The following is a 26,151-nucleotide window of genomic DNA, read 5'->3' on the forward strand; positions in this document are numbered from 1 at the left end:
TCTCTGTTTCATGCATAACAGTAGTGCCTGTTAAAGTAGTAGGAGGCAATAGGCAAACACGAGTGCAATTATAATTCCATGCCGGCATACAAAAGACGATGTTCCTGGTATATGTGGTAGTTATAGTTACATTATGCACTGAAGTTTTGACTGTAGTCTTATCCAAACCATGGAGGTATACAGCAGAATAGAGGGCTAACACAGACAGTGACAACAGCAGTACGAGAACAATTATTTTTCGCATAAAATGAAAAAAGAAAATTACCTTTTATAATTTATGAATACACTTGTATACTACTATGCGTATTTGGAATTCAAGTATGCAAGATATACACACATATCTATTCCTGCACTGCATGGTGATGAACCTGCTGAGCATAATTTATAGGAGTTTTTGCTTGCATACCATTCAAATGTAGTTACTGACTTATTGCACATTAGAACATAGATTGGTTTGAATGTAACATAATGATCCACATACATACATACTGCTGACGCAGTTTCACCACTTGACACAGAGAAGAATGCACTAAAGTTCTCATCAGGGAACGGATAGTAGAAAACTGGTATATGTGCACCACATTGGGTAATCAGTGTACCGGCACGTGGTATTTCACCAATAATCATTGCACTCCTAGGTATGAAGGAAGTAAACACATTATGAAGAGTAACCTTATAGCAGTATCCATTAGTATCATAAAGTCTTACATAAATTGTGTCACATTTATCATGAACCATTACTACACATAGTTTTGTCCCTCCAAAGTTGTAATAGGGAAAGGTCTTGTTGTAGAAAGGATAATAGATGTGAGCACATTCTTGAACATAAACTATGAACATTTGGACATACCAACCCGTATGGTTAACAATTAAACCCACACCTGCTTGGAGGAAAATGTTTCCCGCATTTGGCCCTGGAGGACAAGGTGACATAGCTATCCATATAGCATATGCATAAGGAAGTGGACATTTTTTACATGGGCAATTACTCCAGAAATTAAGGCAGTTAGGAATATGTATAACTGCTATTGTAGAATTCACGTATCCATGATTACCGCTATCGTTAAAACCTACTATATACCCCTCAAAATTCGCAAGTTCATTATCACATCCAATTATTTTGACTGGTATAGATTCGCTTCCTCCTCCACCACCGCCTATTATAACAGGATATGCTCCTACTTGCATTGTTGATATTGGTATTTCTAGTAGGAATAGTACTAGAAGACCTAAACCTAGAAGACTTATAGACTTCCTCATTTGCAGAAGGAAAAAGAGAATGAGTTTAAAAGAGGCTCAGTTCAAGCGTATCCCATATCACTGCAAACACTGAACCTATCGTTACAATGGTAAGAATCAATAACTCGTTAGTTTTCCTCAAAATTAGGTAGATCCCTAGAATTGCCATTATTTTTAGCGTTATCAATGTTAGAAGCATTGGAAAATAGCCGTATTTACTAAAATAGCTGACTATAGGGTTCAGCTCAATAAAGTGATAATACCACGCAATAAACGATACAACGACATCATAAATATTGCCCGCAATGAAGACAGTCCATAAAACCTTAATTTTACTCATCTAACTCACGCAGATATTATGCTTCTTACAAACGTGGTCTAAAAGGGCATCCGTTGTTGTGAACTCTCTCTTACAAATAGGACAGACTTTGGTGTGCTCAGCATAACGAATGTGCTGTTTGAGAGCCGTTAAAGAACTGAAGGGCAATAAACACAATGGACATACATAGGGGGATACTGCTTTACTTTGCAGGAGCTTCATTAAATAATCTGACTCAGCGAGCAAGTCAGGGCGGTAAATTAATGCCTTAACGATTGCCCTAATTAGTCTCTTCTGCTCGGGTGTAAGAGAATGGTAACGCCTTAGTTCTTCTAAAGTTACATGGATAGCTATCGACTTATGGTTGCTCAGGTACTTTTTAGTACCTGATTCCGTCACTGTTTCCTCACCCCTTTACTTTACAGGAGGAAATCCCAGTACACATTATTTTTAATTAGCCATTCTAGAATCCTTTTCCTTAGAACTTCCTCATTTTTACTATTTTTAATAACGATTAGCCTACCTCCACTAAAATATTCTATCCTCCCATCAATCCCTATAAATACTAATGATTCTAATTCGGGCAAATCTTCATCACCGGCTTCATACTCTAGGTCTTTTAAGAATTGTTTTAATTCTGTAAGGTTAAAGTCAGCAATAACCCATTTCTTTTCCTTAAACTTTTTTTCCAGGGCTCGGCTCATCTTCTCACCTTGTGCCTGTAGATTGCCAAAGTATTGTTTACGACAATCACCGCTTCACCTAGAAGATCAGCGTATAAAACATACCAGAAGACGTTACTGATTTGCATCATTACCAATATTAGGAGTAATGCAAACGTACCTAGGCCGAACTTGTACATTGCAAGTAATAGAGGGCTATCAACGAAAGGCACAGCCATAGGGTTCTTCTCTTCTGCACCTCTCTTTAGCCCCAAGATAGTAGTCCAATAATCATCAAACTGAATTCCGTAAAATGCTATGATGTCGATAACGTTCATTTCCTAATCACCCTTTCGCTTATCAATCTACTGTCGATTTTCTCGAAACTCCAACCATGTTTCCTTCTAAGGTGTGACCGCAATGCGTTCTTTGTGTTATACTCCTTACCGCAAATCTTACAGATGTACTTCATACCTTGAAAACCTCCTTCAACTGCTTTAAGTAAGTCATTTGTTTTTCAACCTTTGCACCAGTAGTATTCCTTGTGTTTCTGTGAAGTAAATAATACAAAGCCTTGTGCTTTTCATCATAACGCCCGCAAGAATGGTTTATTATCCCTCTAAGGCTTCTTGCCCTATATCCACAAACGGGGCAGGTAAGTGGCTCATTGTAGTGACATTTTCTGATATGTATCCTCAACCAATTTATTGAAGGCTCTAATTCCCCACAAAACGGGCACTTGTAACTCATAGTATTTCAGCCTCCTGCTTTGGGGTAGGCTTTATGTTGAAAGATTGATAGTAAACATCAAGTATGAAATCATTGTTGATTTTCTCAATGTTATGCAAGTGAGCAATCACTTGTTTCTTTGTCTTGAAAAGTAACCCGCATCTTAAACACTGATAAACGATCATTGCTTTTGGGCCTCCTCTAAGAACCTTAGGATTGCCATTCTAATGACTTCAGACCTGTAAAGGCGGTGATTCCTAGCATAGCGGTCTATCGCATCTAGGAGTATGGCAGGCATCTTCACTGTAACCACTTTTATTTCTTCTTCTATTGCAGGAACGACTTCAGCGTCAGTCATCCCTTTATCACCTTCTCGACCTCTTCACGAGTAAAGTGATAGTAATCGTCTTCAATCCATACGTGAAGTTCTTCGTCTAACCACTGTGCGAAGAATTTCACAGTCATATCGCCTATCTTCAGATATCCGCTTACTGAAGTATCGTCGCCGTTCTTTTTCGCCCATAACACTTCGATACATTTGCTTATGATAACGGAATCGGCTAAGTTTAGTATTTCCTGCAAATGTTGAAATACGTCGTCCGGGTTCATTCTTGAACCACCTTAGCCTGGATATAATCGCGAATTGTCCAAACTATTTCGTAACTGTTCTTGTATTCGTACTTTGTGTCTGCGACTCTTGAAACGCCGTGAAACGCAGGCATCATATTCAGAAAGTCAGTTAGGATTCTAGGGGCGTTTTGGTCACTCAATATTTGGTCAATAATTGACCAATCAGCAGTTATTTCGAAAACTGTGTTTTCATTGGGCTCACCGTTTTCAATATCCACTAGTTTGATCTTCAATGTTACATCGTTCTTATTTCCATATAGACAGAACTTCAGATAATGCCCATCCAATAACTTGTAGTATAGCTTCCCTAGACCCTTGTCACTGCGAATTGGCTTGATGAACCTCATCTGCTTTGTTGAGAATAATAATTCATGCACAACGGTACTAGTTAGGTGTTTGGAAGTAACGGCGTAATCTATTGCGTTCATCAATAGTCACCTATAGCGTAGTAGTTGATTATGTACTCGATTTTCTTCTCGATCTCTTCTAGTTCTTTTAGGTCTTCTTCATCAAGGTCGTTTTCGTCCAAGTACTTTTCTAGTCTTTGTCTAATCTGCTTTAACTCCTTACTCATTGTCAATCCCCTACCTCCTCTAGGAATTTAATCGCCTCATCTAATTTGACATAAAACCAGAACGGCTCGCTTTCGATCTCAATGTTTCCATGCTCGTTCATCGTTGTTTTCAAAGTGTATTGAGCGTCGCCTATCCTGATTACCCCTTTCGCAATTAGCTCGTCAAGCGATTTCTGTGGTTTCTGGACGTATAATACTTCTAGACTTGCCTCCTCTATTATCGAATTCCTATCTAGGAACTGTTCGAGATGAAACAAAAATTTCTCGAACAGTTCCTCTCTGGATTTATCCCCTTTAGTCACGACCTCCATCTGACCACCCTCAATCTATCTATCTGTCAATCTGAATATATAAATTTTTCTGTCTATCAATCCATCAATAAAGATGCAGATATATAAGAGAAACATGATAATGCATTATAAGGGGACAGAGTTGGTCGAAACTAAAAGGGTGACAAAAAAGAAGACTACATTAGCGTTTGACGAAGACGTGTATCAAGTACTGAAGTTAGTATCTGTATATCTGAATAGGGATATGACTGAGATAATAGAAGAAGCTGTAGTTGCGTGGTTAGTCCAAAATAAGGAAAAACTACCTGTTGAACTTAGACCTAAGATAGATGAGATAGGTAAGCGTTTTTTTCACGCGAAATGAGGTAGATGAGAAACTAAAGGACGCAATAGCTACAATATTGGCGTTAGGTGGCAGTGCGGTAACAATACCCTATGCAGAGTTTCTAAAAATATTAGGTATATTAGATAGTAAAGAGGCCAAAGAAGCATACGAGATGTTCAAAATATTATTAGAGAGGATTGACAGATTGAAGAAAGAGAGATAGATATCCAGAAAGATTTATAAGGAAAGATATACAGATTGATAAATTGATGAGTGGAGTGGAAAAGTACATAAAAACAACCCTCAAGATAAGGGAAGATATTTTTTTGAAGGGAAAACTCCTAGCCTCAGCTAGGGGTAAGACTTTCTCAGACATATTAAATGAGGCACTTGAGGCCTACTTAAGAGAGCACGAGAACGAGATCAAACAAAAAATCGCAGAGGTGGTGCAATGAATACAAGTTCTTCTAACACAACTGAAACAAACCCCCAAACAAACAAACTAACAAATGCGGGTATAGAAAAAACTGTTAAACAAACGTCAAACAAACAAACAAACCTAAACCCCTCAAACTTTTACAACATAACTTCATTATTAGCTTTTAGAATTAATGTTATAGCAAAGCAAAAATATATGGAATTGTCACCTCAGAAGAAAAAAATTGTAAAACTCGTTCTAGAGAACGCAATTCTTTCATTGGCCGAGGATAAGGAAAATCTTCCTTATTTTGCAAAACAGTTAGGCCTAGAATTAGCCAAGAACGATATTCAGCCCATACTTAATATCAATATAAACTATAGTGAAGCTAAAGCTGAGGCAAAAGCTGAGATAGATATCTCAAAATTACTTGAACTAACGAATGAGTTAGAAAGGATTATCAACTGGATTGAGACGCACAACTGGAGGAAAGAACAGAACGCGTATATCGTACCACCTGCAGTTCTTAAGGAACTAAACGATGCATTCGCAAAAATAAAGAGGTTGGTGAACTGAGATGACTGAAGTCTCAGAGAAAGAACTATTCTTAGAGTTGGATGACGACATTAGAGAACTACTATCACTAGTTCATCAAATTTCTATAGACGCTAGGATAGGGAATTACAATAAAATAAAGATAGAAAGAGCGATTTTCATAAGCCAGAGAATTACGGCGGAACTTTACCAGATGCTGAGGTGACCCGCATTATGCAGCTGCAAGCAGCTAAAGAGATTAAAAAGATTCTCTCAGGCTTTAAGCAAATTTATGTCATGTTTAGTGGTGGTAGAGATTCCTTAGTAGCTCTTCACATGACTTGGAGTGCATTTCCTGAGAAGACTAGAGCACTCTTCATTAATACTGGTATAGCTACACCAGGCTTAGTTGATTACGTTAAGGAAATTGCAAAAGAGATGAACATTGAACTTATAATTGTGGGCCCTAAATATGACTACTTTGAGCTGGTTCAGAAGAAAGGTTTTCCCACAATAACCCACAGGTGGTGCAAGCACTACCTAAAGTTGCAGCCTTTGCAGGAATTTCTAAAGGATAAGAATAAACAGGAAATAGTACTTGTTACTGGAGTTAGGAAAGATGAGAGCTGGATGAAGAGCCACGCCGTAAAATTATATTTACATCCAATGTTTGGTGTTTACACCTACGCACCCATTTACGAATTTACAAGTGATGATGTAGAGGAGTACATAAAAACTCACGGTCTAAAGAAGAATCCACTTTACGACATTTACGGAAAGGCTTACGACTGTTGGTGTTCTGCTTATAAATCGCCTGCAGATTTCGCAATACTAGCACTGAAGAATCCCGAATTCTTCCAAAAATTTGTGGAAGCAGAGGCAAAATTAAGAAAGGGTGGTTCCGGGCTATTTTACAACCACGAAAGAATATACTTCAAGGACATCCAGAAGAATCCAGAATATTATTTACAGAAGTACTCACGGACTTACAAATGCCCGTTATGTAGGACTTTAATATGATAAAGGGTGACCCACCGTGGCCGATTCTTTTTCTTTTAAACTAAAGTATTGGGGTAATCAACAAGAAGATTACATTTTACCCAATGTATGGTTGGGAAGAGAGTACCTAGTTTTGGGAAAGCTATTAATTAAGTTAGCCCAATGGCGGGCTAGAGGGCTAATAGATTTTGATGTATTTGTAAAGATAACAGGAGTCGGGACTCTTACCAACATTGTTAATTTTGAACATTATGAAGGATTGCAGGACAAATATGATCTAACGCTTTATGTGAAAGCTAAGGAGTCGTTCTATCCGCTTATCTGGTTAGATATAACGGGTTCAAGTTGGACTGAAGAAGAAAGCAGAAGCCGTTACGGTGAGGCTGTCTATGCTGTACTTAGTACCAAAATAGAAATAGCTAGAAAATACAACGTATTAGGGCGGGTATTCTTTATCCATTATAACGATGTTGAGGAAAAGCTGAAATGTATTTCTGCTTTACAGATACTAAACTTAGAGAGAAAGAACAAGATTAAGAAAGATAAGTTTGAAAGGGATGCAAAAAGCGAATATTATCTTATTCCTGTGGAGTATTGGAAGAACTTAGTAGAGCTTAGAGTGGCAATTAAGGGTTTCTATCAGAGCTTTAAGGAGTATTTGGCTAGGGTGAGCAAATGAAAGTAGAGAAGAATAAGGACAAAATAGACAAACTCTTCTCAACCCCGCAAAAACTAATAATACTTATCGGGGCATGGAAAGAGGAAAAAGGGGATTGGCCTAGTGTCTCTGAAATCTATAACGAGTTAAACAGGAATACACATGTTTGGTACAATTGGCAGAATTTCCTTATAGAGAACGGGATAATAGAAATCAAAGAGGTCAAGACACAAAAAGGGCCGGTAAAAAAGACCATAATACTTACGCAGAAAGGACAAATACTCTACAATATTATCAATGAATGCCTAAGAAAATCTTTGCATATTGAAGAAGGCGTTTGACTAGGGCGAACGGGAAATGGTAGCCGCATATTTGCAGCACTCCTTTGCAGCTGCATGGAGCCCTCCTAGATAGCTGCATAGTGCTGCATGCAGCAACGCTTTGAATTTTTCGCACTATTGAGGAATCTTTGCCGTCTTCTTTCAATTCCTTTGTTGATATTCTATTAGAATGAGTATTTAAACCCGCGTGAATTAACATTCTCAGAATGCCTAATTTTTACATTAGTTCTAAATTCTACATAAAAGAGATAAAAGGTAAGTATTATGTTTACTTAATAGAGAACGGTGAAGGCAATAAGCAAAGGCACACTTACATTGGTTCATTAGAGAAGATCATAGAAACCTATATTGGGGGTGTGGGGGTATCCCCCACAAATGTAAGCCCCCGGCAGGACTCGAACCTGCGACAACCGGCTCTGCAGGCCGGTGGTCTACCTTGCTGGCCTACGGGGGCATTTCCAAGTAATTAATAAATGATGTTATCCTTAAAAAATTTTCAGCAGTTCTTAGCTCAGTACCTCTTACACAACCTAAAGAAGCAAGTTAAGTAACCTATCAATAGTGACGTTGAGATTAAAGCTACTTCGAACGCCCCTAACATTATATGGCTAAACAAGTTGTTATTTGTTAAAAGGAAAGTTATTCCAGAGCTTCCTGCTAGTACTATAGATGAAAAGCTTATCGTTGACGCTATTTTAGGAAATTCTAGACCAGTATTAAAAGAAAGTTTTAGCAGAACTGCGGCTAGCAAAAATGAAATTAATGCTAATGAAATGTGAAGATAAAGTAAACTTTCGGCTAGAATTCCAAAATTAATAAACGACTTCGCAAAACCTAGACTGAAAGTTGATATAAGGGCAATTAAATCAACGAAAGAGTACTTGAAAAGAGTATTTATGGTATTCATAATTAAAAGTAGATTTCTAAAAATATAAATCTTATCAAGTTATTGAATATGTATCTTTCTACATGGAAATTTTCGGCCTAAACTTTTCTTTTTCTTTTTATAAGTTAGTATACCTCTTTTTAATAAAAAGATTAATGCCGTTACGCTGATCAAGTTACTCATATATAACTTTGTTACCCATCTCTTTCTATGGCTCTCATAACCGCAAAACCGGGAGACCTGGGAGAAAAGGCAATAATCGTAGGTAACCTCCAAAGAATGAAAACTGTAAGTAGCTTACTAGAAGATTCGAAGTTAGTAAGCGAGTTTGCAGGATACTATACTTACGTAGGCAAATACAAGGGAGAAAAAGTAAGCGTAGTATTTCACGGTATAGGAATTCCGTCATTAACCCTAGTAACTCACGACCTTTACAATTTAGGAGTTAAGGAAATTATAAGGTTTGGTTCTGCTACAGGATTAAAAGACGTAAAGCCAGGAGAAGTAGTAGTTCCAATAGGTTACTCTTATAACTTAGGAGGAACTTTCTACCAGTACTTAAACGGAGAGTTTACAGCTTATGCACTAACTCCAGATTACGAACTACTAAACAAGGTAGTAAATAACTTGAATGCAAAACAGCTAAAGGTAAGAGTAGGCAACGTATTTACCAGTGATGCATTATTTACTCATAGTAAGGAATTTCTCGACAAGCTATCATCAAGGAACCACATAGCTGTTGAACTAGAGGGTGCAGGACTTTACTTCCTAGCAAACCTCCTAGGGTTTAAAGCAGTATCAGTACATCTGATTTACAGAAACGCTAACGGAGAGAGCATGACTGCAGAGGATATAAATAAGACAGAAAAAGTTATAGCGGAAGCGTTATTAGAAAGTCTATAATTTTTTAACCATGATTCCCATCTGGCTTCTTATAATTATAGGAATAGCTGTTGGAGCTCTAACTGGAATTACAGGTTCAAGCGGAGTTTTAATAGTAGTTCCTGCATTGTCCTACTTGGGCTTATCCTTTCAAGACGCTATAGGAAGCAGTTTATTAGTCGACGTTATAACTACACTGTCTGTCATTTTCGTATATTTTAGGCATGGAAATGTAGATCTTAAAATTTCGCTCATTTTAGGCTTAGGAGCAGTAATAGGTGCACAAGTAGGTTCAGCAATAGCCTTTGTTGTGCCGGATAGAGCTTTAGAATCGGTATTTGTAGTATTTACAGCTTACATGGCCTATATTTCCTTTAAAAGGTCTAGAAATCCTAAGTTAAATATAAAAAGGTTAAATTTAAGGACTGCTTCTTACGTTATAGCCCCAATGTTAGCTTTCTTAATTGGCATAGTTACCGGCACTTTAGGAGCTAGTGGCGGAATAATGTTCATTGCTGTAATGATGTTGCTTTTTTCCATAGACGTTAAGAGGATGATAGGTACAGCTACTTTGGCTATGTTATTTTCAGCAATAAGTGGCGCAACAGCTTACGCAATTTCTGGTAGATCTGATATAATAGCCTCAGTAATAATAGGCTTAACTGCACTAGTTTCCGGATATTATTTTGCTAGATTAGCGAACAAAATGAGGCCCTCTTATATTTACATATTCCTTGGTAGCGTATTCGTAGTAACTTCAGTAAGCGAACTATTTAAGGTAATTTAGATTTTTTATCCCATTTTATACTCTATATTCTACTATTCATAAGATATTCTAAATTTCTGGAATAATATATGGTATTCTAGTAATGCATTAAGATATAGACGAATTTTTAAATCATTTAAACTTTTTATAGATTATGGCCAAGGCTAGAGACCTAGGAACGGAATCGGATCAAAAATTAAGCAAGTCATTAAGTAGAATGGAATTATTTTACATTGGCCTAGGAGGAATAATAGGTTCAGGTTGGTTATTTGCCACATTATATGCTGCAGAGGATGCAGGAGGAGCTTCAATACTGTCTTGGATAATAGGAGGTGTTCTAATTTCATTTATTGCTTTAGCTTATGCTGAAATAAGTTCAGCAATACCTAAGAGCGGAGGAATAGCTAGATATCCTCATTATACTCACGGAGGTTTAGTAGGATTTATTATGACCTGGGCGTATTTAATATCTACCTCAATATCTGCAGCTGCGGAAGCAACTGCGTCTGTAACTTATTTATCTTCATTAGTCCCATCTCTTGCTTGTAAGGGAGTTTTAACTCCTCTAGGAATAGGAATAGATTACGTGTTCCTAGTAGCTTTCTTCTTCATAAATTATTTTGGAGTAAAGTTCCTTGGTAGAGTATCTCACGGAGTTGGGTGGTGGAAGTTACTAATTCCTTCCGCAACTATCGTTATCCTCCTAGTCTTCTATTTTCATCCAACAAACTTTACAGTAGATTTTATGCCTTCTCCCTCCTACACATGCCACGGTTATGGAGGATTCTCTGCAGTTCTCTTTGCAATACCGAATGCCGGGATACTCTTTTCCTACTTGGGCTTTAGGCAACCAATTGATTACTCCGGAGAAGCTAAAAACCCAAAGAAGAGCTTGCCTTTTGCTGTTATAGGTTCTCTTCTAGTAGGGATAATAATCTACGTACTTTTGCAGGTAGTTTTCATAGGAGGACTAAACTGGGCATCTTTAGGAGTAACTCCAGGAGATTGGAAGGCTTTAGCTTCAACTTCTCTTTCAAACGGTCCTTTCTTCTTCCTATTTAGAGAATCAAAAGTGTTCGGCTTAGTATTCCTGATATTCTATGTATGGTCTATAATTCTATTGCTTGACGCAGTGGTGTCTCCCAGCGGAACTGGTTGGATATACATGGGAACTGCTTCAAGGACTATTTACGCATTTTCAGCTAACGGATATTTACCAGAGGTATTTTTAAAGATAGGCAAAACTAAAGTGCCAACGCTCTCTTTAATCTTAACCTTAATGATAGGTTCAATATTCCTCCTACCTTTCCCCGCATGGGTTACATTAACTTCCATATTATCCTCTGCCTCAGTATTTACCTACATGATGGGCGGAATTGGAATGGAGACGTTAAGGAAACTAGCTCCAGATTTATGCAGGCCTTACGTTGCTCCTGCAGGTAAATTATTAGCACCTTTAGCTACGCTTTCGGCAGGTCTTTTAGTTTACTGGTCAGGGTTCGACATTCTATTTTATGTAGTTACAGCAATCTTTGTGGGCTTACCTCTGTTTTTCAGTTATTACGCTCACAAAATCTTGGAGGTTGAGAAAAAAGTTGCAATAAGTCTAGGTATTGCTGACGTTATCTTAATACCTCTTACCTCTTACTTTTGCCTAGTTCAAAGTGACTATCTTGCGGAAAATAACGTAATAGCCTTCGTCATTTACATAATTTCAATGGCTATTATAGTTTCCAGCAATATTGCTGTAGTATATATGTCCTCTCCAGCAGAAGGTAAGGAGGAAATTAGAGCAGGAATCTGGCTAATATCTTTCATCTTCTCTATGTTACTGTTATCCTATCTAGGCGGTTTCGGTCCAGCTAATTTAATTCCCTTTCCAGAGGATACAATAGTCGTAGGGATAGTTACATTAATTTTCCATTATCTGGCAGTAAAAAGCGGAATAAAAACGAAGGCTTTAGAAGAGTTAGAAAGAGGAGTTTCAGTTTCTTAAAATGTAGTAGATCTGAAGGCATTTAGTTACGTTTTCATATAAGTAATGGCAAGTTAAGTTGAGGTAAGTAAAGAAAGTATAAGTATAACCTTTTTCCAAGCTGTTGCAGAAAACTATAGGAAACTCTATACTAACAGTAAAATTATATACCCCTGCAGGAAAAGAGCGGTCTATGTAAATTTCTCCTAAATTCTCTGCAACAAACCTGGATAAGTTGTCGTTTGCAAGTTGAATATACCTTATGAAGTTTACCGTGGAGTTTACTGGAGTCGAGACTAAAAAAGTGACGTTAGCAGTACCATTAAAATAAGTAAGATGAACTACTTTAACGTAACTTACTACGTGAATTTCGGCTATGCAGTAAAATGTGATGTAGACCTTATTTTGTGAAATATTTCCGCAAATTAAACTTTTATTCCAATGGTAGAGTAGTATGCATAGGAAGGCAAAAGAGGGGCAGAGACGTTGATTTCTTCTTCTTTGGCCAAGGTTGACGGCCTAACTAAGATAGTTTGATTTGTTTGTACTATACTTATTTTGCCTCCGTTTATTGTTATAGGATAAGGAGTCGTATTATTCAGAAGCAATGAAAGTATTATCTTTCCATTGCACAAGTAAACTGAAACAACTCTTGCGGAGGGCGGAGTTAGAATTTCGTGAGAAATTCTTATTACGTGTGCAGAATATATTATTAGTACTAAAGACGAGAGAATAAGTAAAAAAAGTAAGTATAAAAAATTTTTTCTTGATCCATTATAACCCCGGAGGTAGAGGTATAGGACCTACGCTATTAAGTGGGGGGAAGGCATATTGCGCTACTGCTAATTACGTTATATCCTAAGTAAACCGTTATTGTTCCTAGGTCTGTTCCACTACTGGGTAATGGATTAGTTGGCTCAACTAATAGTGAAACGCAATATGAATCTCCGTTAGTTAATGAAATAGTTGTAGTGCATTGATATGGTTTTCCGTTGTTAATTATCTTAAATTCTCCTATTGTTTTCCCAGTACTAGCACATTGTATTATTAGCCATGCACATTTAATATATGTTCCAGTAGTTGTACTAACGTTAGTAACAAATAAGTTACCGGTTTACATGCCTTTATAGTGAGGAAGTGATAGAAGTAATCATAAGTTGAGTTTGTTATATAGATTGTTGCAGTAAAATAGTACCCATGAGGAGCGTTACCTACGGTAGTTGTTATATAACTTGGTACATTTCCGTTAGGTCCGCATTTTAATTGTATTGGCATTGTAGTCGTATAAACTGTTATCGACCCCTGATAGTAGTAAATAACGTCTGCAGCAACCACTGAATTAGTGCACTTAAAAATACAAGAGATAATAATACTTTCTTGTTTATTCTCGTCTTTCTAATTCGTTCTTTGCTTGCTTTTTGTCTATATAAAATTTTCTAGTAATAGAGACAATAGCTTTTTAAGTACTCTCGATTTTTAAGTTTATCGTTGAAACCATAAAAACATAAACATTTGTTGATGCTTTCTCGTAGTTCTACTATCGATATTTTATTCTTACCTTCTTTGTTTTATCAATTTTTATTAGTTAACTTAATCTTTATAGATATTCTTCCTTTTTTATCTTAGTTTCATTTATTTCAATATTTTATAAAATAATTTTTATAGCTTCTAGTAAGGAAATTTCTTTCAGTTCACCGTTATCTATCTTGTAAGCTTTATTTCCCTGAATGAAGATGACAGAAGTGTTAAACCTTCTAGGGAAGAAAGCCTCTTTTATTTTCCTATTCTCCTTTAATATCTTTAAGTGCGGGGCTGATATAACTCCCTCTTCAATACTATACGGAACATTTAATTCCGTGAAGAGTCTAACTATTCCTCTCTCTATTTCATTATATCTTAAATCGTGAAGAACCTTTTCTAGTAAGGACAATTTACTTATTGGAATCCATCTAGCCCTTGTAACAGAGTTCAACGAGCTTATTACTGCGGAAGTTATTAAAATAAAAAATGGCAAATTGAAAGAAAATACCTTAGGCAAGTATATTAGGAATGCTCCATTATATGTAGGGAGTACAGAATAGTCGTAATAAAATAGATATCTCTCGTCGTAAATATATGACGAAATGAACATTGAAATTGAAAGTAAGATGAGGATTGTCGATAAGTAAAGAGAGTACCTAGTTTTCCTCCATACAAGTGGTACTATTGCAGATAATAAGGCGTAAATAACTCCTGCAATCGGTAAGGGTAAGAATACTGTTGAGGAGAAATCGTAAAATCTTATGTTAAATCCGAAAATTTCTAACTCCTGAGAATAAATAGAACTATTAACCTCAAAGACGGGGTAGAAGAGGAGTGATAGTATGAAACCTGAGACGACGGCAGTATAAACAATAACTTCTGTTCTCACATGAGAGTACTTTACTAAAGAAAAAATAAAATTTGCCAAACAACTTAAATGCATTCTTCAGTTTTTCTCGATTTACGAGCGTTAACTTGACGTAAAATTTGCTCTAGATTACTTTCAGTCAATTAGACAATGAACTTGATTACACTATTTTCTTGAGGATAATAAACATAGAGGAAATTTCCGTCATAAATTAGGAATTCTCCTTCACTGCCAGGCATGAACTTTATTTTATTTCCACTCCCCTTTACAGTAAGTAAATGTATCTGCGACTTTATCCTTTCTTTCTCTGACCAAGTTATTGCTTTCCTTACTTTCATTTGTATACCTATACTGGAGGGGTTTTCAATGATCTTTTGGAAATCTACTTCTTCCATATGATAATTTACTTGAAAATTTTATATAAATTTTTATAGACGTAATACCTACAAAGTTCTGGAAGCTAATAAGGACATGCAGGATCTTCCTCTAATGGATCTCCATAAACTGCATAAGCTCTTGCTCTACTGCCTCCGCACACGTTCACGTATTTACAGCTTCCGCATTTGCCTTTTAATTTTCCTTCTTTTATAAGTTTCAGTAAATGAGATTCTCTATATATTTTAACTATATCGTCCTTTCTCACATTACCTAAGGATAAGGGAAGGAACCCACTTGGGTAAATCTCACCATCATAGGAGATAAAAATCACTCCTGAGCCGTCTCTTGTGGGTACTATTGATTTATCAACATCTTCTTTAGGCGGTTTTCCTAGTAATTTCCTCAACTCTTCAATTAGTTCATTATCCTCAAAGCCCTCAGGGTATTCTAACTTTGCCCTCCTAAAGAAAGGTCCCTCTACAGTCCTTACTACGATGTTATATTTACTTACCTCAAGCAGGAAATTAACGACTTTCTTATAGTTCTCTTTAGGAATATCCAGTTCTACAGTTCCTCTGCCTACTGGAATTAGGAAGAATATCTCCCAAACTTTAACGCCAAGGTCATGAAGGATTTTTGCTATTTGTGGTAATTCAGGGTAGCTTCCTTTCCAGATTAGAGTATTTACTTGTACAATTAGCCCTTGTTTTAGTCCTTCCTTTATTCCGTTAATTGCATATTTATAACTAGTTAAGCCTCTTAACCAATCGTGAGTTTCTGGCTTAGCACCGTCAAGACTTATTGACATATAGGTAACTCCTGCTTCTTTAATTTTCCTTATACTATCCTCATTAAGTTTGTAAGAAGGTGCAGGGGCTATGGAAGTTACTAATCCTAATTGCTTCGCATAATCCATTAGCTCAAATATGTCATCCCTGCTTAGAGGGTCTCCTCCAGTAAATACAACAACTACTTTGCCGAAAGTTGATATTTCCTCCAATAACTTTTTGCCTTCTGCAGTAGTTAGTTCTCCGGGCAAAGGATTCTGTATAGCATTTGCTCTGCAGTGCTTACAAGCTAAAGGACAAGCTTTAGTTACCTCCCAGAATACTAAATGTGGAGCTCTCTCAAAGGACATAAGGGATCATCCCCGTAAATATTTCCATCCCAGTAGTAGGCTCTACTTCTATCTCCTCCTTTACAATATTCCTTATATTCACAAGTACCACACTTTTGCCCTTTTAAATAATTCTCAGTATTGACGAAAATATCAGGAATGTTTTTAAGAATTTCCTTTAACGGTTTTTCTCTAATGTTCCCTAGCTTAACGAAGTCTATAAATTGGCAAGGGAATACGTCACCATTAGGATAAATTGAGATCATTTTTCTCCCACAACCTCCAGTAGATTTAACGAAGTCCAGCAATTTTCTATCATTTAAATACTTAGCAATGTAAATCCCATCAAAAGTGCCCAATGTTGTTTCTATTTCAATTTTCCCTTTCAATTGCTTGGCGTAATGAATTATTTTATCAATGAAAATCTTGTATTCCTCTGGAGTGTACATCCAATCTTTCAGTTCTTTCCCTCTACCGCTTGCGGAAAGATGATAGAACGTTATCCTTGAAACTCCAAGATTCACCGCAAGCTCGATGTAATTATCTACGTCCAGAATGTTTTCCTTAGTTAACGTGAACCTTAAACCCACATTTAACCCAGCATTTATTGCGTTCTTTATTCCTTTTATTGCCATGTTGAACGCTCCTTGGACTCCCCTAAATTTATCATGAAATTCTGGAGAGTAACTATCGAGGCTTATTCCTACGTATACAAAGCCTAAGTCTTTCAATTTTCTAGCTACGTTTTCGCTTATTAATGTTCCATTTGTAGATAATGAGAGTTTTATTCCCTTGTTAGCGGTGTAAGAGGCTATTGTAAAGAAATCCCTTCTCATTAATGGTTCTCCTCCGCTCATTATAATCATCGGTATCCCTATCTCTGCCATTTGATCTACTAGGTTTAACGCTTCTTCAGTGCTTAAGCCGTCTGGAGCGTTGGGAGAAGCATTAATATAACAGTGGAGGCAACGTAAATTACATTTATAAGTCAAATTCCAGGTTACTATTGGCCTAAAAACCTCACTGAATTTACTGGGAGAATCCTTACCGTAATGTCCTTTAATCTTAAAGGAAACTGTCCCAGTATCTGTAACCATTACGCTTACTGGAATCATGAAGACTTCTTGGATTTTTAGCATTTAAATCTAACAAAGTAAGATTATTAATTTTTTCGTTATTACCGTTAAAGATACTATGTGCTAGTGTCTTGAATACTAAAAAGATATGAACTACTTTGCTTAATTTTCTTCATGGAAAAGAAACCTTTCATCATAGGTATGATTCATTTACCTCCCCTTCCAGGTTCGCCTAACAATAAGATGAGTCTTGATGAAATAGTTAATTATGCAATAACTGAAGGACAAAAGTTGCAAGAGGCTGGAGTAGACGGAGTTATAGTTGAAAATTTGGGCGATTATCCTTTCTTTAAGGACAACATTCCCCCTATTACGATAGCTTCAATGAGTATCATAGTTAGGGAAGTTAGGAAGAACTTCTATTTCGACGCTGTGGGAGTTAACGTGTTACGAAATGGTTGTATAGACGCTTTTTCCATTGCTCATGTTACCGGTTCTCAGTTCATAAGATGTAATGTGCTAATAGGAGCTTACGTAACAGATCAAGGAATAATAGAAGGTAAAGCAGCAGAACTCCTGAGGTTAAAGAGGTTCTTAAACTCCAACGTAATGATATTTGCAGACATTCACGTTAAGCACGCATATCCTTTATATAATCTTCCTATAGAGTTGGCAGCTCAGGATTTAGCTGAAAGAGGAGGAGCTGACGCAGTAATAGTTTCTGGCCCTAGGAGTTCTATTCCACCCTCTGTGGACACTGTTAAGAAAGTAAAATCTTCAGTTAGTTTGCCCGTAATTATAGGTAGCGGAATTTCTCTCGAGAACTTTAAGGAATTCTGTAAAATTGCTGATGGTTTGATAATAGGTGAAAAGGACTTTAAAGAAGGAGGAGTTATAGGTGGTCCTAGTAAGAAGGAGGCTTACGAATATTTAGTAAAAGAATGTAGACAAAAGTAATTTTAATTTGCATAATAAAAATACATCACAACGTAAAGCTTTATAAGCTAAAGTTGACTAGTCAACTTAAGACCGTAAAATTTTAGGGATAACGTAATATGACAATTACAATTGATTTTTTCACAGATAAGAAAAGAAGTGATCAAACTAAGAGTTAATAGTAATAAATTCCTTATGTTTTTAGTTTTCTAATGTTTGGTTTATATTTCCTTTATCTAAATTATTGAGATGTCGTGTTAATTGATAAAAAACTTATTAATTAGCCATATCTATAAGATATTCCGCCTTCGGGAAACCTAAATTTAATAGCTCCAAATGGACAGATGACTAAAGCTCCACCGCATTCTAAGCATCTTTCGTAATGTACAGCAATTCTTCCGTCTGGCAAAGCCTCATAAGTCCCTGCTGGACACGATAGAGTACACGGCTTATCCTTACAGTTAATGCAGATATCAGTATTAACTTCTATATGGGGCTTTTTATCTACATTATAAGTATTTAATCCTAGCCTCTTCAAAAGAGGAACTATTTTACTGCTTTCCATAAATCCTTCACCGCCTGACTTAGTGGAATTCCTTTCTCCTTTAATCTATATAAGACGTCGTTAATTAACGTATCCCTATTCTCCTCAACTGTAAACATATCAGACAGTACATTACATAGAATCTCTGGGTAAGTTGAAAGTGTTGAAGGAGAATTAATCAGCTCAAAACGATTATAAGCTAACTCCAAGTGTTTAAGTACGAAACTATCCTTAAGCATTTCATAATAAACCTCAGTGTTTGAGAAATTCCTGCTCTCTACAATCTTTTTTGCAGCAAGTCCTGCAATCATTCCAGAGCCTATTGCTAAATCCATTCCCCTTATTGTAAAGCCGTCATTAATTAGAAATCCAGCAGAGTCTCCTACCGCAATTAGATTTTTATCGTATAACGGTGGCAAGTTCTTAAAACCGTAGTAAGGAATAGCGTGGGCTGAGTATTCTAAAATCTCCCCTTCAATTCCTATCCTTTCCCTAAACGCCTCAACTAAATCCTTTGCAGGAAACTCCGATTTAGGAAGGGAATCAAAAGTTACTGCCATGCCTACAGATAATGTATCCTTATTAGTGTAAACAAAGCCTCCGCCTTTAACACCTTTTATTGTCCCTACTATTGTCCTAACTTCTCCTTCATTATCCGGCAAATTAACGTCTGTCTTTATTATCTCTTTCACTCCGAGCATCCACTTATCTGGAGTAAATTTTCTCAACCCCAGCAGTCTAAATACTACAGAAGTAACTCCTGAAGCGTCAATTATTAGCGGAGCTTTAAGTGTCCCCCTATTCGTTTCCAGAGTTATTCCTTCGCCTTCTCTATAGGCATTTAAAACAAGAGTGGAGTAAGAGAAAGGGAAAATTTTACGTAAGAAAATAGCAGTTCATCTATTATGCTAACGAAGAAATATTTCCTGAATCCCTAATTAGATTAAATAAACTATTAGATAAAAATAATGTATGACTTTCTTAAGATGCTACATGTGCAAAAACACTTGCGGAATAATTGCCACAGTTGAAGGAAAGGTAGTAAGAGTTGCTGCAAATAGGAATCATCCTCAGCCAGGTATTTGCGGCAGAGGAGCAGCTGGTCCTTATTTACTTACTCACCCAGATAGGCTTAAATCTCCTTTGATTAGGGAAGGAGATAAATTGGTTCCAACAAGTTGGGAGAAAGCTTTAGACGAAGTCACCAAAAGGCTTAAAGAACTTTTAGACGAAGGCCATCCAGAATACCTAGCTATAACTTACCACGATTACGGTAAGGAGCTTTTAGAAAGGTTTGCAGCACTTTACGGAACACCCAATTTAATAGGCCACGAGTCAGTTTGTCACGGTCCGAGGACTGTAGCTGCAGAGTTAGTTTTAGGAGCAGAAGGTCCCAGAAGTATTGACCCAGACTATCCCAACTCTAAGTTCGTTGTATTTATAGGCAGGAATCCTTTAGAAGGCATTGTCCCTGACATAGTTAGGAGAATAGAAGAAGGAAGGAAAAATGGAATGAAGATAGCGGTTATAGATCCTAGGAAGTCGGCAATAGCTCAAAGATATGCAGATAGGTGGATTCCTATAAGGCCCGGCACCGATACTGCTTTCCTGCTTTCTGTAATTTATTATATGATAAAGAACGGTATGTATGACGAAGATTTCCTAAAGAAGTATAGCAATGCTTCGCTGTTAGTCTACGAAGACGATTTGTCTCCTGCTAATGAGTATTCAGATAAGTTAATCTATGAAGGAGAAAGAAACGGTAGAAGAGTAGCTACAGCCTTTTACTTGCTAATGAAGGAAGGAGAGAAAGTATACCCCAGACTTACTTACATTACTGGGGCCACTTACGACGACGTTAAGTACATTGCAGAAAACTTGTGGGAAAACAGACCCTCTGCAGTAATAGACGACGGTTGGCATACTTCCTTTTCCACGGACTCAACTTACACTTGGATGTCAGCTTTCATAATTAATGCAATGATAGGCAACCTGGACAAGAAAGGAGGACTGATTTTCTCTAAAAAGCCCAGGATAAAGCTCTATGAAGAGAATAAAGCAAAAGTTAAGAGGATAGATAAAATTAGGTATCCATTAACTTATGCTGCCTTTCAGGAGGTATATAGGGCAATACTTACCGGAAGTCCTTATCCAATAAAAGCTTTAATGGTCGTGGGGACAAACCTAGACGGTAGGGATCCAAATAGCGACCTAGTTAGGAGAGCGCTAAGTAAGTTGGACTTCCTAGTAGTTGTCGACGTTATGCCTTCAGACGTGACAGAGTACGCTGACGTAGTATTGGCAGAATCTACTTATTTAGAAAGGGACGAGTTACCTTTGCCTGTAGGTTGGACTTTGGAGGCATGGGTTGATATTCATCAAAAGGCTGTTGAACCTTATTACGACACAAAGCCGTTGTGGTGGATATTGTTAGAACTTGAAAGAAGGCTAGGATTAGCAAACGATACTTTTGATTCCTTGCAGGATATGATTCTAAGTAAACTAGGAATAAACAAGGAAGAACTTTACTCAAAAGGTTGTGTAAAGATACCTACGGAAATTTACGAAGTTTATCCTTATAAGAAGGGGCTAAATACTCCCTCAGGAAAAGTTGAGATATACTCCACAATCTTACACGAGCACGGATACTACCCATTGCCTACTTATATAGAGAAAAACGTTATGCCTAGAGAAGACGACGAATTTTACTTAACAAGCGGTCACACATTGTATCACACTCAAGACAGCATAACCTTTGATATACCAACGCTGATAAAGTTGGCTCCAGAGAACCCAGTTACCATCAACAGGAAGAAGGCAGAAAAACTGGGAATAAAGGACAATGACGAAGTAGAATTAATTTCCTTAACCACTGGCCAAAGAGTGAGATGCAAGGTTAGAGTAACTGACGACATAAGGGAAGACACGGCCTTTACGTACTTCGGCTTTGGCAGGCATTCTAAAGGAGAAAAATTCGCCTACGGCCACGGCTTCGACGTCAATAGCTTAATAAGCGATCAAATTACCGACCCAATTTCCGGAAGTATAGCTCAGTCCTTAAATATTGTAAAGATAAGGAAGGTATAGGAAAACAATGATTGCAACAAAGTGCTCATTCAGCTTATTCAGATTACCTCAAAATTCTCAAAATAAAATCCTGAGCCTTAAGGAAAGCCTTTGTTTTTAATATTCCTTTAAATGGGGAATAATATACTCTCAACTTAATTAAAGATAAGAACATGAGGATTATTATCTTGAACAACTTTCTTGAAATTTTACTATCAGTCTCATCATGTATGTAACTTATTTCCACTTCCTTTATACTATAACCTCTCCTCTTAAATTCATAAATTAAATTTACATCAAACAAAAAGTCATTTATTATTAAATTGTCAAGAACTGAAAGAGCCTTTTCCCTATTTATTAGCTTAACTCCGGACTGAAAATCCTTAAACTTTCTAAGACTGGGGAAGAAAATCTTAGTTAAAATAATAAAGCCTCGGTGCAAAAACCTCCTTTTCCAGGGCATGCCTATGATTCTTCGAGTTGTAATGACTAAATCAGCGTTAGTAGTAGTTATTTTATTTAAATCGTCACGTGTTACCGGTAAATCGGCATCAATTAATAGAATTTTTTTGTATGACGAGAATTCTATACCTTTCTTTAACGATGCTCCCTTTCCCAACCTTTCCTTGCTTACGTAAAGTTTTGCGTTATATTCCTTTACAACTTCCGGCGTATTATCATTTCCATCAAATATAACTATAATTTCTGACGACGAGTACCATGAGGTTAACTTGTTTAAAGTATTTCCTATCCTCTTCTCTTCATTGAATGCAGGAATCACTATAGATAGCATTTTTATATAAAAAGAAGGTTAGAAAAGTTTATAAAGATATTTGTTAAATGCGATTCTCTAGTTAAGGGAATAATTTAAATAGTTTATACATTTCTTAATTTATAATAGTTGTTGCTTAATAAGAAGAGAAAGACGTAATACATTTGTTTTTAACAGAATTAGGACGGCTCAAACTTAGTGTAAAGACTCCTAAAAATAGTAGAAAAGTTAATAAGCTAGTAAATTGAAACTTTTCTATTTTCAAATTGTACAATCCGATTTTCTTGCTGTGAGGCAAGTATGTAACATTTCTGCGTAACTTTTAATTATCGTGGAAAGATACTTGACTCCTAGTGATGTTGATGAGATATTTAGCATTAAGTAGGAGTGAATTAGGGAAGGGAAAATTAAGGCTATTAACGGTAGTGAGATTGAGAAGTGGTGAAAAAGTTAAGCAAGTAGCAATTTATACAAGGGTTTCGCAAGTCAGAAAGATAATATCTTTTTACTTTCTTCTAGCATTCTTTTAATGTCTTGTAATAAGTTTTTTACACTATCCATATCTAACTTAGCTTCATGAAATCCCCATACGTGAAGTGTATAAGCCGAATTCCACCCAGTTTTAATCCAATCACCTAACCTTGAGGAAAGTTTTGCTGCAGCATTTGCTAAAGTGTAAGTATGCCACCTATCTCCCTTTACTGCTTGCTGATATTCAGCTAAATTAAACTTCTCAGCAAAAGCTTTGACTATCTCCTCAGCAACCTTATAAGCTTTCTCTGAAGATTGAACTACGTCGCCTTTCTTTAGATATTCTTCAGCCTCTTTCATATACTTTTCAGCTAAACTCAATCTAAGTTTTATTCCTTCTTGAGGGTCTTCTCTAGATAAAGCTGAAATTATTAAATCCTCAACGTTTATCCCTTTCTCCTCAGCCTTCTTTATTGGCTCCTCCATCACGATATATTTCGAATCCTTCCTAATATTGTCATTTACCTGACGTCTTATATAATGATGCTAGCAGAAATAGTTGTAAGTATGGGTAGTGAGTTTACAACAAGTGATGCTAGGGAGTTGACTAGCCAGTGGGATTTTGTTACTAGGAGTATTGCTAGGGTTAAGAATAGGCTGAGGAGGGATTTGGTACTTTTAGGCTATAGAGATAGTCTGTCTAGGAAGAATTTGGAGGAGTGGAGATAGTATAGTGTTGTCTGAGGTTAGGTTTCTTTTGGAGGAGTTGGAGAGGCTTGAGGGTATGAGATTGAGAATGTTGTTCCCAAGGATAGTTTGATTTTCACTATTCCGGGTATTGGTAAAACCTTGGGTTGGCTGGTGATGTTAGGCGCTTTAGTGAAGGTTTGTTGCTTATTGTGGTCTTGTTGTTGAGTCTAGTGTTGTATCAAGAGGTATTTCTAAGAGGGGTGATGCTGTTTTGAGGAGGGCCTTTTATTTGGCAGCTTTGACTGACATCAAGGTTAATCCTGTTATCAAGCGTTTTTATGAGAATCATAAGGGTAAGAAGTTGATTACTGCTTGTGCTAGGCTTTTATTACTTGGGCTGTATTATAATAAGCCCTTTGACGCTAGCGAGTAAAGCAGGTTTCATCACTTGCGTAAGTAGTGCGGACTATGCTCGATTTTTCATGGAAAGGTTTTTATACCGGAGCTCTCCGCCGGCGAGGGTTCCCCTCATCGTTCCCACCATCGATTCGGGATTACATTTGGTGGGCAGTCGAGTGGCTCAGAGAACCACTCCTATTTGGACAGAGTGAGTAGGGAACTTTCATTGCTGAGCTCTAGTCCCTTAAGAGATACTAGATGCTCCTCCCTCAGTCCCATTCAGCAAGGAGCGTCATTATCACTAAAAGATTTAAATACGGGGCTATTCATCTGGCGAGGCTTTCGCCCCCTTGACCCCCACTTTTTGTAAATGGATTAGCAATCTTACTAGGAGTTATAATGTTACTAGCAGCACTTTATTTACACAACTATCATTATTGCAACTATTATTTGTGAAGAGATAATATTCAAAAAGAGGAAAAATTTTTAAATATGTTTTCTATATCTTTTATTGTGGTTTGCGAGAAGTAGATTTTCAGATTTTTAGTTAAGGGTGAGATGGATAGAAAAGAATTCATAGAATGGTTAAAAAGGAATTTCCCTCAATCAAAACTTCTAAGGCTTATTCTTGAAAAAATTGAAGCTAATGAATGAAGATCCGTTTAAGTACGCTAGGGAGAAGCTTGGAAAAGGAAAATACTAAAACCCAATGTTCTCCATTGAGGTTACTGGAGATATAAGAATACTTTACAGTGTGGATTCAAAAAATTGTGTAGTTTTTATTTGGGAGATTAGCTCTCATAAGAAGGTTTACGGACGTTAGCTTTTTCTTCCTCTTCAATTTCTTTAATAGCCTCCTCAAATACTTCCCTTACTTCATTAAAGTCACTGAATTCAACAAAAGTGTCTTCCCCTTTCTTCACAGTCTTCATACATATAAACTTCTCACAGAGGTTATTAAAACGATATGCTAATCGAGTTTCTCTTATAATTTTGAAAAATTGTATTGAAAGTAGTATAAGCGCATATGTAGAGATCCCAGCTTTCTTTATGCGTTAGAATAATTGTGAAAATATAGTTTAGTTTACAAAAATTCTTTCTTCTAATTTCTGTCCACACTTGATTAAATAATGGAAAATTTCACGTTAGAAAAAGGGCAGTTCATCTATTATGCTAACAGAGAAATATTTCCTGAGTTCCTAATTAGATTAAATAAACTATTAGATAAAAATAATGTATGGCTTTCTTAAGATGCTACATGTGCAAAAACGCTTGCGGAATAATTGCCACAGTTGAAGGAAAAGTATAGTGTTTACCCGTGGCGTAACTTATCCTTACTTTTAATTACTTCTAATTCCGCCACGGGCACCTATATAAACATAACTTGTCAAAACGATATTTAGAAGCGATTAAAAATAATCAATAGTTACGTGTAAATGTTAACTCTAAAGCCAAACCCTATGGCTATGGCGATATTACTCTTTAGATGCATTTACCAGATTTTCCAATTCTTTTTCCAATTCTTCATTCCAAAAATCATTAAAATATTTCTTGGCATTGTCGATGACGAACTGTACTACGTTTTTTATATCTTTTTCAACCTCTTCCTTATCTTTATAGTTAACTAAATTGGGATCAAAACCATTATATGAAAAAGAATGTAAAGATAGAGCTATTCTTACTACTAAACTTACGTTATAGCCTAATTTTTCAAGATCGTACGAAATCCCTATAAGACCTGTTGTTGGTGCAGAATAACCTATTCTCTCATACCACTCTTTTTCCTTTTCAGGCTTATTCTGAATTATTTTATCAAAATCCTTTACAATTAATGCACTTATAAATGCCTTTATGGAAATAAAAGCTTTAGACGACGCGTTAGTTAAAAGTCCTCTTTTCAACATTTCTAATGCTAACCTACTTTCGACTAAACTTTCCATAACTTTCATGTGGATATAAGATTTGGGATTTCCCTTGTAATCTAATACTTCGTACACAATATTATTATTCTAATTCTCCTAATAATACGTTTTATTGACAATTTATGATCAGCAACTTTTAGTTATTTTTACCTAGATGTTTAAAA

37 protein-coding genes, 1 tRNA gene and 4 pseudogenes are annotated in these 26,151 nt (G+C 36.6%); 15 read left to right on the forward strand and 27 right to left on the reverse strand.

Annotated elements, in window-relative coordinates; genetic code table 11:
- Positions 1–297: 297 nt before the first annotated feature.
- From D1866_RS02815 to D1866_RS02860, 12 genes are all read right to left on the reverse strand, one after another.
- The gene (locus D1866_RS02815; RefSeq protein WP_152943251.1) at positions 298–1,260 is read right to left on the reverse strand and encodes a hypothetical protein; all 963 of its coding nucleotides are present in this window, start codon (positions 1,258–1,260) and stop codon (positions 298–300) included.
- A gap of 319 nt (positions 1,261–1,579) precedes the next feature.
- Complete coding sequence (locus tag D1866_RS02820) at positions 1,580–1,957, reverse strand: C2H2-type zinc finger protein (RefSeq protein WP_155861027.1); 378 nt, start codon at positions 1,955–1,957, stop codon at positions 1,580–1,582.
- A 20-nt stretch (positions 1,958–1,977) separates the two neighbouring features.
- Positions 1,978–2,262, reverse strand: a complete 285-nt coding sequence (locus D1866_RS02825; protein WP_152943253.1) for a hypothetical protein — start codon at positions 2,260–2,262, stop codon at positions 1,978–1,980.
- Positions 2,259–2,558, reverse strand: a complete 300-nt coding sequence (locus tag D1866_RS02830; RefSeq protein WP_152943255.1) for a DUF5658 family protein — start codon at positions 2,556–2,558, stop codon at positions 2,259–2,261. The genes D1866_RS02825 and D1866_RS02830 overlap by 4 nt, the downstream gene beginning before the upstream one ends.
- Positions 2,555–2,692, reverse strand: coding sequence for a C2H2-type zinc finger protein (locus D1866_RS13805; protein WP_152943257.1), 138 nt, complete (start codon positions 2,690–2,692; stop codon positions 2,555–2,557). Before D1866_RS13805 ends, D1866_RS02830 begins: the two co-directional genes overlap by 4 nt.
- Positions 2,689–2,970, reverse strand: coding sequence for a hypothetical protein (locus D1866_RS02840; RefSeq protein WP_152943259.1), 282 nt, complete (start codon positions 2,968–2,970; stop codon positions 2,689–2,691). Before D1866_RS02840 ends, D1866_RS13805 begins: the two co-directional genes overlap by 4 nt.
- Positions 2,967–3,134: a hypothetical protein gene (locus tag D1866_RS13030; RefSeq protein ID WP_170254149.1), complete on the reverse strand. Its 168-nt coding sequence runs from the start codon at positions 3,132–3,134 to the stop codon at positions 2,967–2,969. Before D1866_RS13030 ends, D1866_RS02840 begins: the two co-directional genes overlap by 4 nt.
- The gene (locus tag D1866_RS02845) at positions 3,131–3,307 is read right to left on the reverse strand and encodes a ribbon-helix-helix domain-containing protein (RefSeq protein ID WP_152943262.1); all 177 of its coding nucleotides are present in this window, start codon (positions 3,305–3,307) and stop codon (positions 3,131–3,133) included. The genes D1866_RS13030 and D1866_RS02845 overlap by 4 nt, the downstream gene beginning before the upstream one ends.
- Entirely contained in the window at positions 3,304–3,558 is a 255-nt protein-coding gene (locus D1866_RS02850) for a hypothetical protein (RefSeq protein ID WP_152943264.1), read from the reverse strand. The genes D1866_RS02845 and D1866_RS02850 overlap by 4 nt, the downstream gene beginning before the upstream one ends.
- The gene (locus tag D1866_RS02855) at positions 3,555–4,007 is read right to left on the reverse strand and encodes a DUF3258 domain-containing protein (RefSeq protein WP_152943267.1); all 453 of its coding nucleotides are present in this window, start codon (positions 4,005–4,007) and stop codon (positions 3,555–3,557) included. The genes D1866_RS02850 and D1866_RS02855 overlap by 4 nt, the downstream gene beginning before the upstream one ends.
- On the reverse strand, positions 4,007–4,153 hold the full coding sequence (locus D1866_RS13035) for a hypothetical protein (protein ID WP_170254150.1): 147 nt from the start codon (positions 4,151–4,153) through the stop codon (positions 4,007–4,009). Before D1866_RS13035 ends, D1866_RS02855 begins: the two co-directional genes overlap by 1 nt.
- Before the next feature lie 2 nt (positions 4,154–4,155).
- Entirely contained in the window at positions 4,156–4,464 is a 309-nt protein-coding gene (locus D1866_RS02860) for a hypothetical protein (protein WP_152943269.1), read from the reverse strand.
- Positions 4,465–4,585: 121 nt separating this feature from the next.
- Here D1866_RS02860 and D1866_RS02865 point away from each other — a divergent pair, with 121 nt between their 5' ends.
- The 8 genes and pseudogenes from D1866_RS02865 to D1866_RS02900 form a co-directional block, all read left to right on the forward strand.
- On the forward strand, positions 4,586–4,807 hold the full coding sequence (locus D1866_RS02865; RefSeq protein WP_196773472.1) for a hypothetical protein: 222 nt from the start codon (positions 4,586–4,588) through the stop codon (positions 4,805–4,807).
- Between the two features lie 230 nt (positions 4,808–5,037).
- Positions 5,038–5,223, forward strand: coding sequence for a hypothetical protein (locus D1866_RS02870; protein ID WP_152943271.1), 186 nt, complete (start codon positions 5,038–5,040; stop codon positions 5,221–5,223).
- Positions 5,220–5,762 (forward strand): chromosome partition protein, encoded by a 543-nt coding sequence (locus tag D1866_RS02875; protein ID WP_152943273.1) that lies wholly within the window; start codon positions 5,220–5,222, stop codon positions 5,760–5,762. The genes D1866_RS02870 and D1866_RS02875 overlap by 4 nt, the downstream gene beginning before the upstream one ends.
- A 1-nt stretch (position 5,763) precedes the next feature.
- Positions 5,764–5,946 carry a protein D-63 gene (locus D1866_RS02880; RefSeq protein WP_152943275.1) on the forward strand — a complete coding sequence of 61 codons (183 nt, stop codon included), beginning with the start codon at positions 5,764–5,766 and terminating at the stop codon, positions 5,944–5,946.
- 8 nt (positions 5,947–5,954) lie between these two features.
- On the forward strand, positions 5,955–6,740 hold the full coding sequence (locus D1866_RS02885; RefSeq protein WP_152943277.1) for a phosphoadenosine phosphosulfate reductase domain-containing protein: 786 nt from the start codon (positions 5,955–5,957) through the stop codon (positions 6,738–6,740).
- A 16-nt stretch (positions 6,741–6,756) separates the two neighbouring features.
- Complete coding sequence (locus D1866_RS02890; RefSeq protein WP_155861028.1) at positions 6,757–7,398, forward strand: nuclease; 642 nt, start codon at positions 6,757–6,759, stop codon at positions 7,396–7,398.
- Positions 7,395–7,718 carry a hypothetical protein gene (locus tag D1866_RS02895; RefSeq protein ID WP_152943279.1) on the forward strand — a complete coding sequence of 108 codons (324 nt, stop codon included), beginning with the start codon at positions 7,395–7,397 and terminating at the stop codon, positions 7,716–7,718. The genes D1866_RS02890 and D1866_RS02895 overlap by 4 nt, the downstream gene beginning before the upstream one ends.
- Before the next feature lie 206 nt (positions 7,719–7,924).
- Positions 7,925–8,038, forward strand: a pseudogene (locus tag D1866_RS02900) (putative integrase); the annotation flags it as partial.
- Between the two features lie 60 nt (positions 8,039–8,098).
- Here the strand turns inward: D1866_RS02900 and D1866_RS02905 are convergent.
- Together D1866_RS02905 and D1866_RS02910 are read right to left on the reverse strand one after the other, a co-directional pair.
- Positions 8,099–8,172 (reverse strand) — tRNA-Cys (locus D1866_RS02905).
- Positions 8,173–8,229: 57 nt separating this feature from the next.
- Positions 8,230–8,625 (reverse strand): hypothetical protein, encoded by a 396-nt coding sequence (locus D1866_RS02910; RefSeq protein WP_152943281.1) that lies wholly within the window; start codon positions 8,623–8,625, stop codon positions 8,230–8,232.
- Between the two features lie 189 nt (positions 8,626–8,814).
- On the opposite strand from D1866_RS02910, the gene D1866_RS02915 reads away from it, so the two are divergent.
- From D1866_RS02915 to D1866_RS02925, 3 genes are all read left to right on the forward strand, one after another.
- Positions 8,815–9,507 (forward strand): phosphorylase family protein, encoded by a 693-nt coding sequence (locus D1866_RS02915; RefSeq protein WP_152943283.1) that lies wholly within the window; start codon positions 8,815–8,817, stop codon positions 9,505–9,507.
- A 10-nt stretch (positions 9,508–9,517) separates the two neighbouring features.
- Positions 9,518–10,273 carry a sulfite exporter TauE/SafE family protein gene (locus tag D1866_RS02920; RefSeq protein ID WP_152943285.1) on the forward strand — a complete coding sequence of 252 codons (756 nt, stop codon included), beginning with the start codon at positions 9,518–9,520 and terminating at the stop codon, positions 10,271–10,273.
- A 133-nt stretch (positions 10,274–10,406) separates the two neighbouring features.
- On the forward strand, positions 10,407–12,248 hold the full coding sequence (locus D1866_RS02925) for an APC family permease (protein WP_152943287.1): 1,842 nt from the start codon (positions 10,407–10,409) through the stop codon (positions 12,246–12,248).
- A gap of 404 nt (positions 12,249–12,652) precedes the next feature.
- On the opposite strand, the gene D1866_RS02930 is transcribed toward D1866_RS02925, so the two are convergent.
- The 6 genes from D1866_RS02930 to D1866_RS02955 all read right to left on the reverse strand — a co-directional run bounded on the left by D1866_RS02930 (position 12,653) and on the right by D1866_RS02955 (position 17,226).
- Positions 12,653–12,862 carry a hypothetical protein gene (locus tag D1866_RS02930; RefSeq protein WP_152943289.1) on the reverse strand — a complete coding sequence of 70 codons (210 nt, stop codon included), beginning with the start codon at positions 12,860–12,862 and terminating at the stop codon, positions 12,653–12,655.
- Between the two features lie 412 nt (positions 12,863–13,274).
- Positions 13,275–13,562, reverse strand: a complete 288-nt coding sequence (locus D1866_RS02935) for a hypothetical protein (protein WP_152943291.1) — start codon at positions 13,560–13,562, stop codon at positions 13,275–13,277.
- A 310-nt stretch (positions 13,563–13,872) separates the two neighbouring features.
- A complete protein-coding gene (locus D1866_RS02940; protein ID WP_152943293.1) occupies positions 13,873–14,637 on the reverse strand; it encodes a 2OG-Fe(II) oxygenase family protein in 765 nt (254 codons plus the stop codon).
- 122 nt (positions 14,638–14,759) lie between these two features.
- Complete coding sequence (locus D1866_RS02945; RefSeq protein WP_152943295.1) at positions 14,760–15,011, reverse strand: hypothetical protein; 252 nt, start codon at positions 15,009–15,011, stop codon at positions 14,760–14,762.
- 65 nt (positions 15,012–15,076) lie between these two features.
- Entirely contained in the window at positions 15,077–16,132 is a 1,056-nt protein-coding gene (locus D1866_RS02950) for a TIGR04053 family radical SAM/SPASM domain-containing protein (protein ID WP_152943297.1), read from the reverse strand.
- On the reverse strand, positions 16,105–17,226 hold the full coding sequence (locus tag D1866_RS02955) for a radical SAM/SPASM domain-containing protein (RefSeq protein ID WP_152943382.1): 1,122 nt from the start codon (positions 17,224–17,226) through the stop codon (positions 16,105–16,107). Before D1866_RS02955 ends, D1866_RS02950 begins: the two co-directional genes overlap by 28 nt.
- Positions 17,227–17,361: 135 nt before the next feature.
- On the opposite strand from D1866_RS02955, the gene D1866_RS02960 reads away from it, so the two are divergent.
- Positions 17,362–18,144: a BtpA family protein gene (locus tag D1866_RS02960; protein ID WP_152943299.1), complete on the forward strand. Its 783-nt coding sequence runs from the start codon at positions 17,362–17,364 to the stop codon at positions 18,142–18,144.
- Positions 18,145–18,403: 259 nt separating this feature from the next.
- On the opposite strand, the gene D1866_RS02965 is transcribed toward D1866_RS02960, so the two are convergent.
- Together D1866_RS02965 and D1866_RS02970 are read right to left on the reverse strand one after the other, a co-directional pair.
- Positions 18,404–18,673, reverse strand: a complete 270-nt coding sequence (locus D1866_RS02965; RefSeq protein WP_155861210.1) for a ferredoxin family protein — start codon at positions 18,671–18,673, stop codon at positions 18,404–18,406.
- Positions 18,670–19,359: a hypothetical protein gene (locus D1866_RS02970; protein ID WP_231136366.1), complete on the reverse strand. Its 690-nt coding sequence runs from the start codon at positions 19,357–19,359 to the stop codon at positions 18,670–18,672. The genes D1866_RS02965 and D1866_RS02970 overlap by 4 nt, the downstream gene beginning before the upstream one ends.
- A gap of 280 nt (positions 19,360–19,639) precedes the next feature.
- Here D1866_RS02970 and D1866_RS02975 point away from each other — a divergent pair, with 280 nt between their 5' ends.
- On the forward strand, positions 19,640–21,754 hold the full coding sequence (locus tag D1866_RS02975; RefSeq protein WP_152943303.1) for a molybdopterin-containing oxidoreductase family protein: 2,115 nt from the start codon (positions 19,640–19,642) through the stop codon (positions 21,752–21,754).
- A 43-nt stretch (positions 21,755–21,797) separates the two neighbouring features.
- On the opposite strand, the gene D1866_RS02980 is transcribed toward D1866_RS02975, so the two are convergent.
- The gene (locus tag D1866_RS02980) at positions 21,798–22,526 is read right to left on the reverse strand and encodes a glycosyltransferase (RefSeq protein WP_152943305.1); all 729 of its coding nucleotides are present in this window, start codon (positions 22,524–22,526) and stop codon (positions 21,798–21,800) included.
- A 465-nt stretch (positions 22,527–22,991) separates the two neighbouring features.
- Entirely contained in the window at positions 22,992–23,462 is a 471-nt protein-coding gene (locus tag D1866_RS02985) for a PaREP1 family protein (RefSeq protein ID WP_152943307.1), read from the reverse strand.
- A 60-nt stretch (positions 23,463–23,522) separates the two neighbouring features.
- On the opposite strand from D1866_RS02985, the pseudogene D1866_RS02990 reads away from it, so the two are divergent.
- Positions 23,523–24,099 (forward strand): annotated as a pseudogene (locus D1866_RS02990) (transposase); the annotation flags it as partial.
- A 33-nt stretch (positions 24,100–24,132) separates the two neighbouring features.
- Here the strand turns inward: D1866_RS02990 and D1866_RS13230 are convergent.
- Positions 24,133–24,344: pseudogene (locus D1866_RS13230) on the reverse strand (hypothetical protein).
- A 279-nt stretch (positions 24,345–24,623) separates the two neighbouring features.
- Here D1866_RS13230 and D1866_RS02995 point away from each other — a divergent pair.
- Positions 24,624–24,888 (forward strand): annotated as a pseudogene (locus tag D1866_RS02995) (type II toxin-antitoxin system RelE family toxin).
- Here the strand turns inward: D1866_RS02995 and D1866_RS13040 are convergent.
- Together D1866_RS13040 and D1866_RS03000 are read right to left on the reverse strand one after the other, a co-directional pair.
- Complete coding sequence (locus D1866_RS13040) at positions 24,857–24,997, reverse strand: hypothetical protein (protein ID WP_170254151.1); 141 nt, start codon at positions 24,995–24,997, stop codon at positions 24,857–24,859. The pseudogene D1866_RS02995 and the gene D1866_RS13040 overlap by 32 nt on opposite strands.
- 543 nt (positions 24,998–25,540) lie before the next feature.
- Entirely contained in the window at positions 25,541–26,062 is a 522-nt protein-coding gene (locus D1866_RS03000; protein WP_155861029.1) for a PaREP1 family protein, read from the reverse strand.
- Between the last annotated feature and the right edge of the window lie 89 nt (positions 26,063–26,151).

The organism is Acidianus ambivalens, assembly GCF_009729015.1.
Taxonomy (GTDB): domain Archaea; phylum Thermoproteota; class Thermoprotei_A; order Sulfolobales; family Sulfolobaceae; genus Acidianus; species Acidianus ambivalens.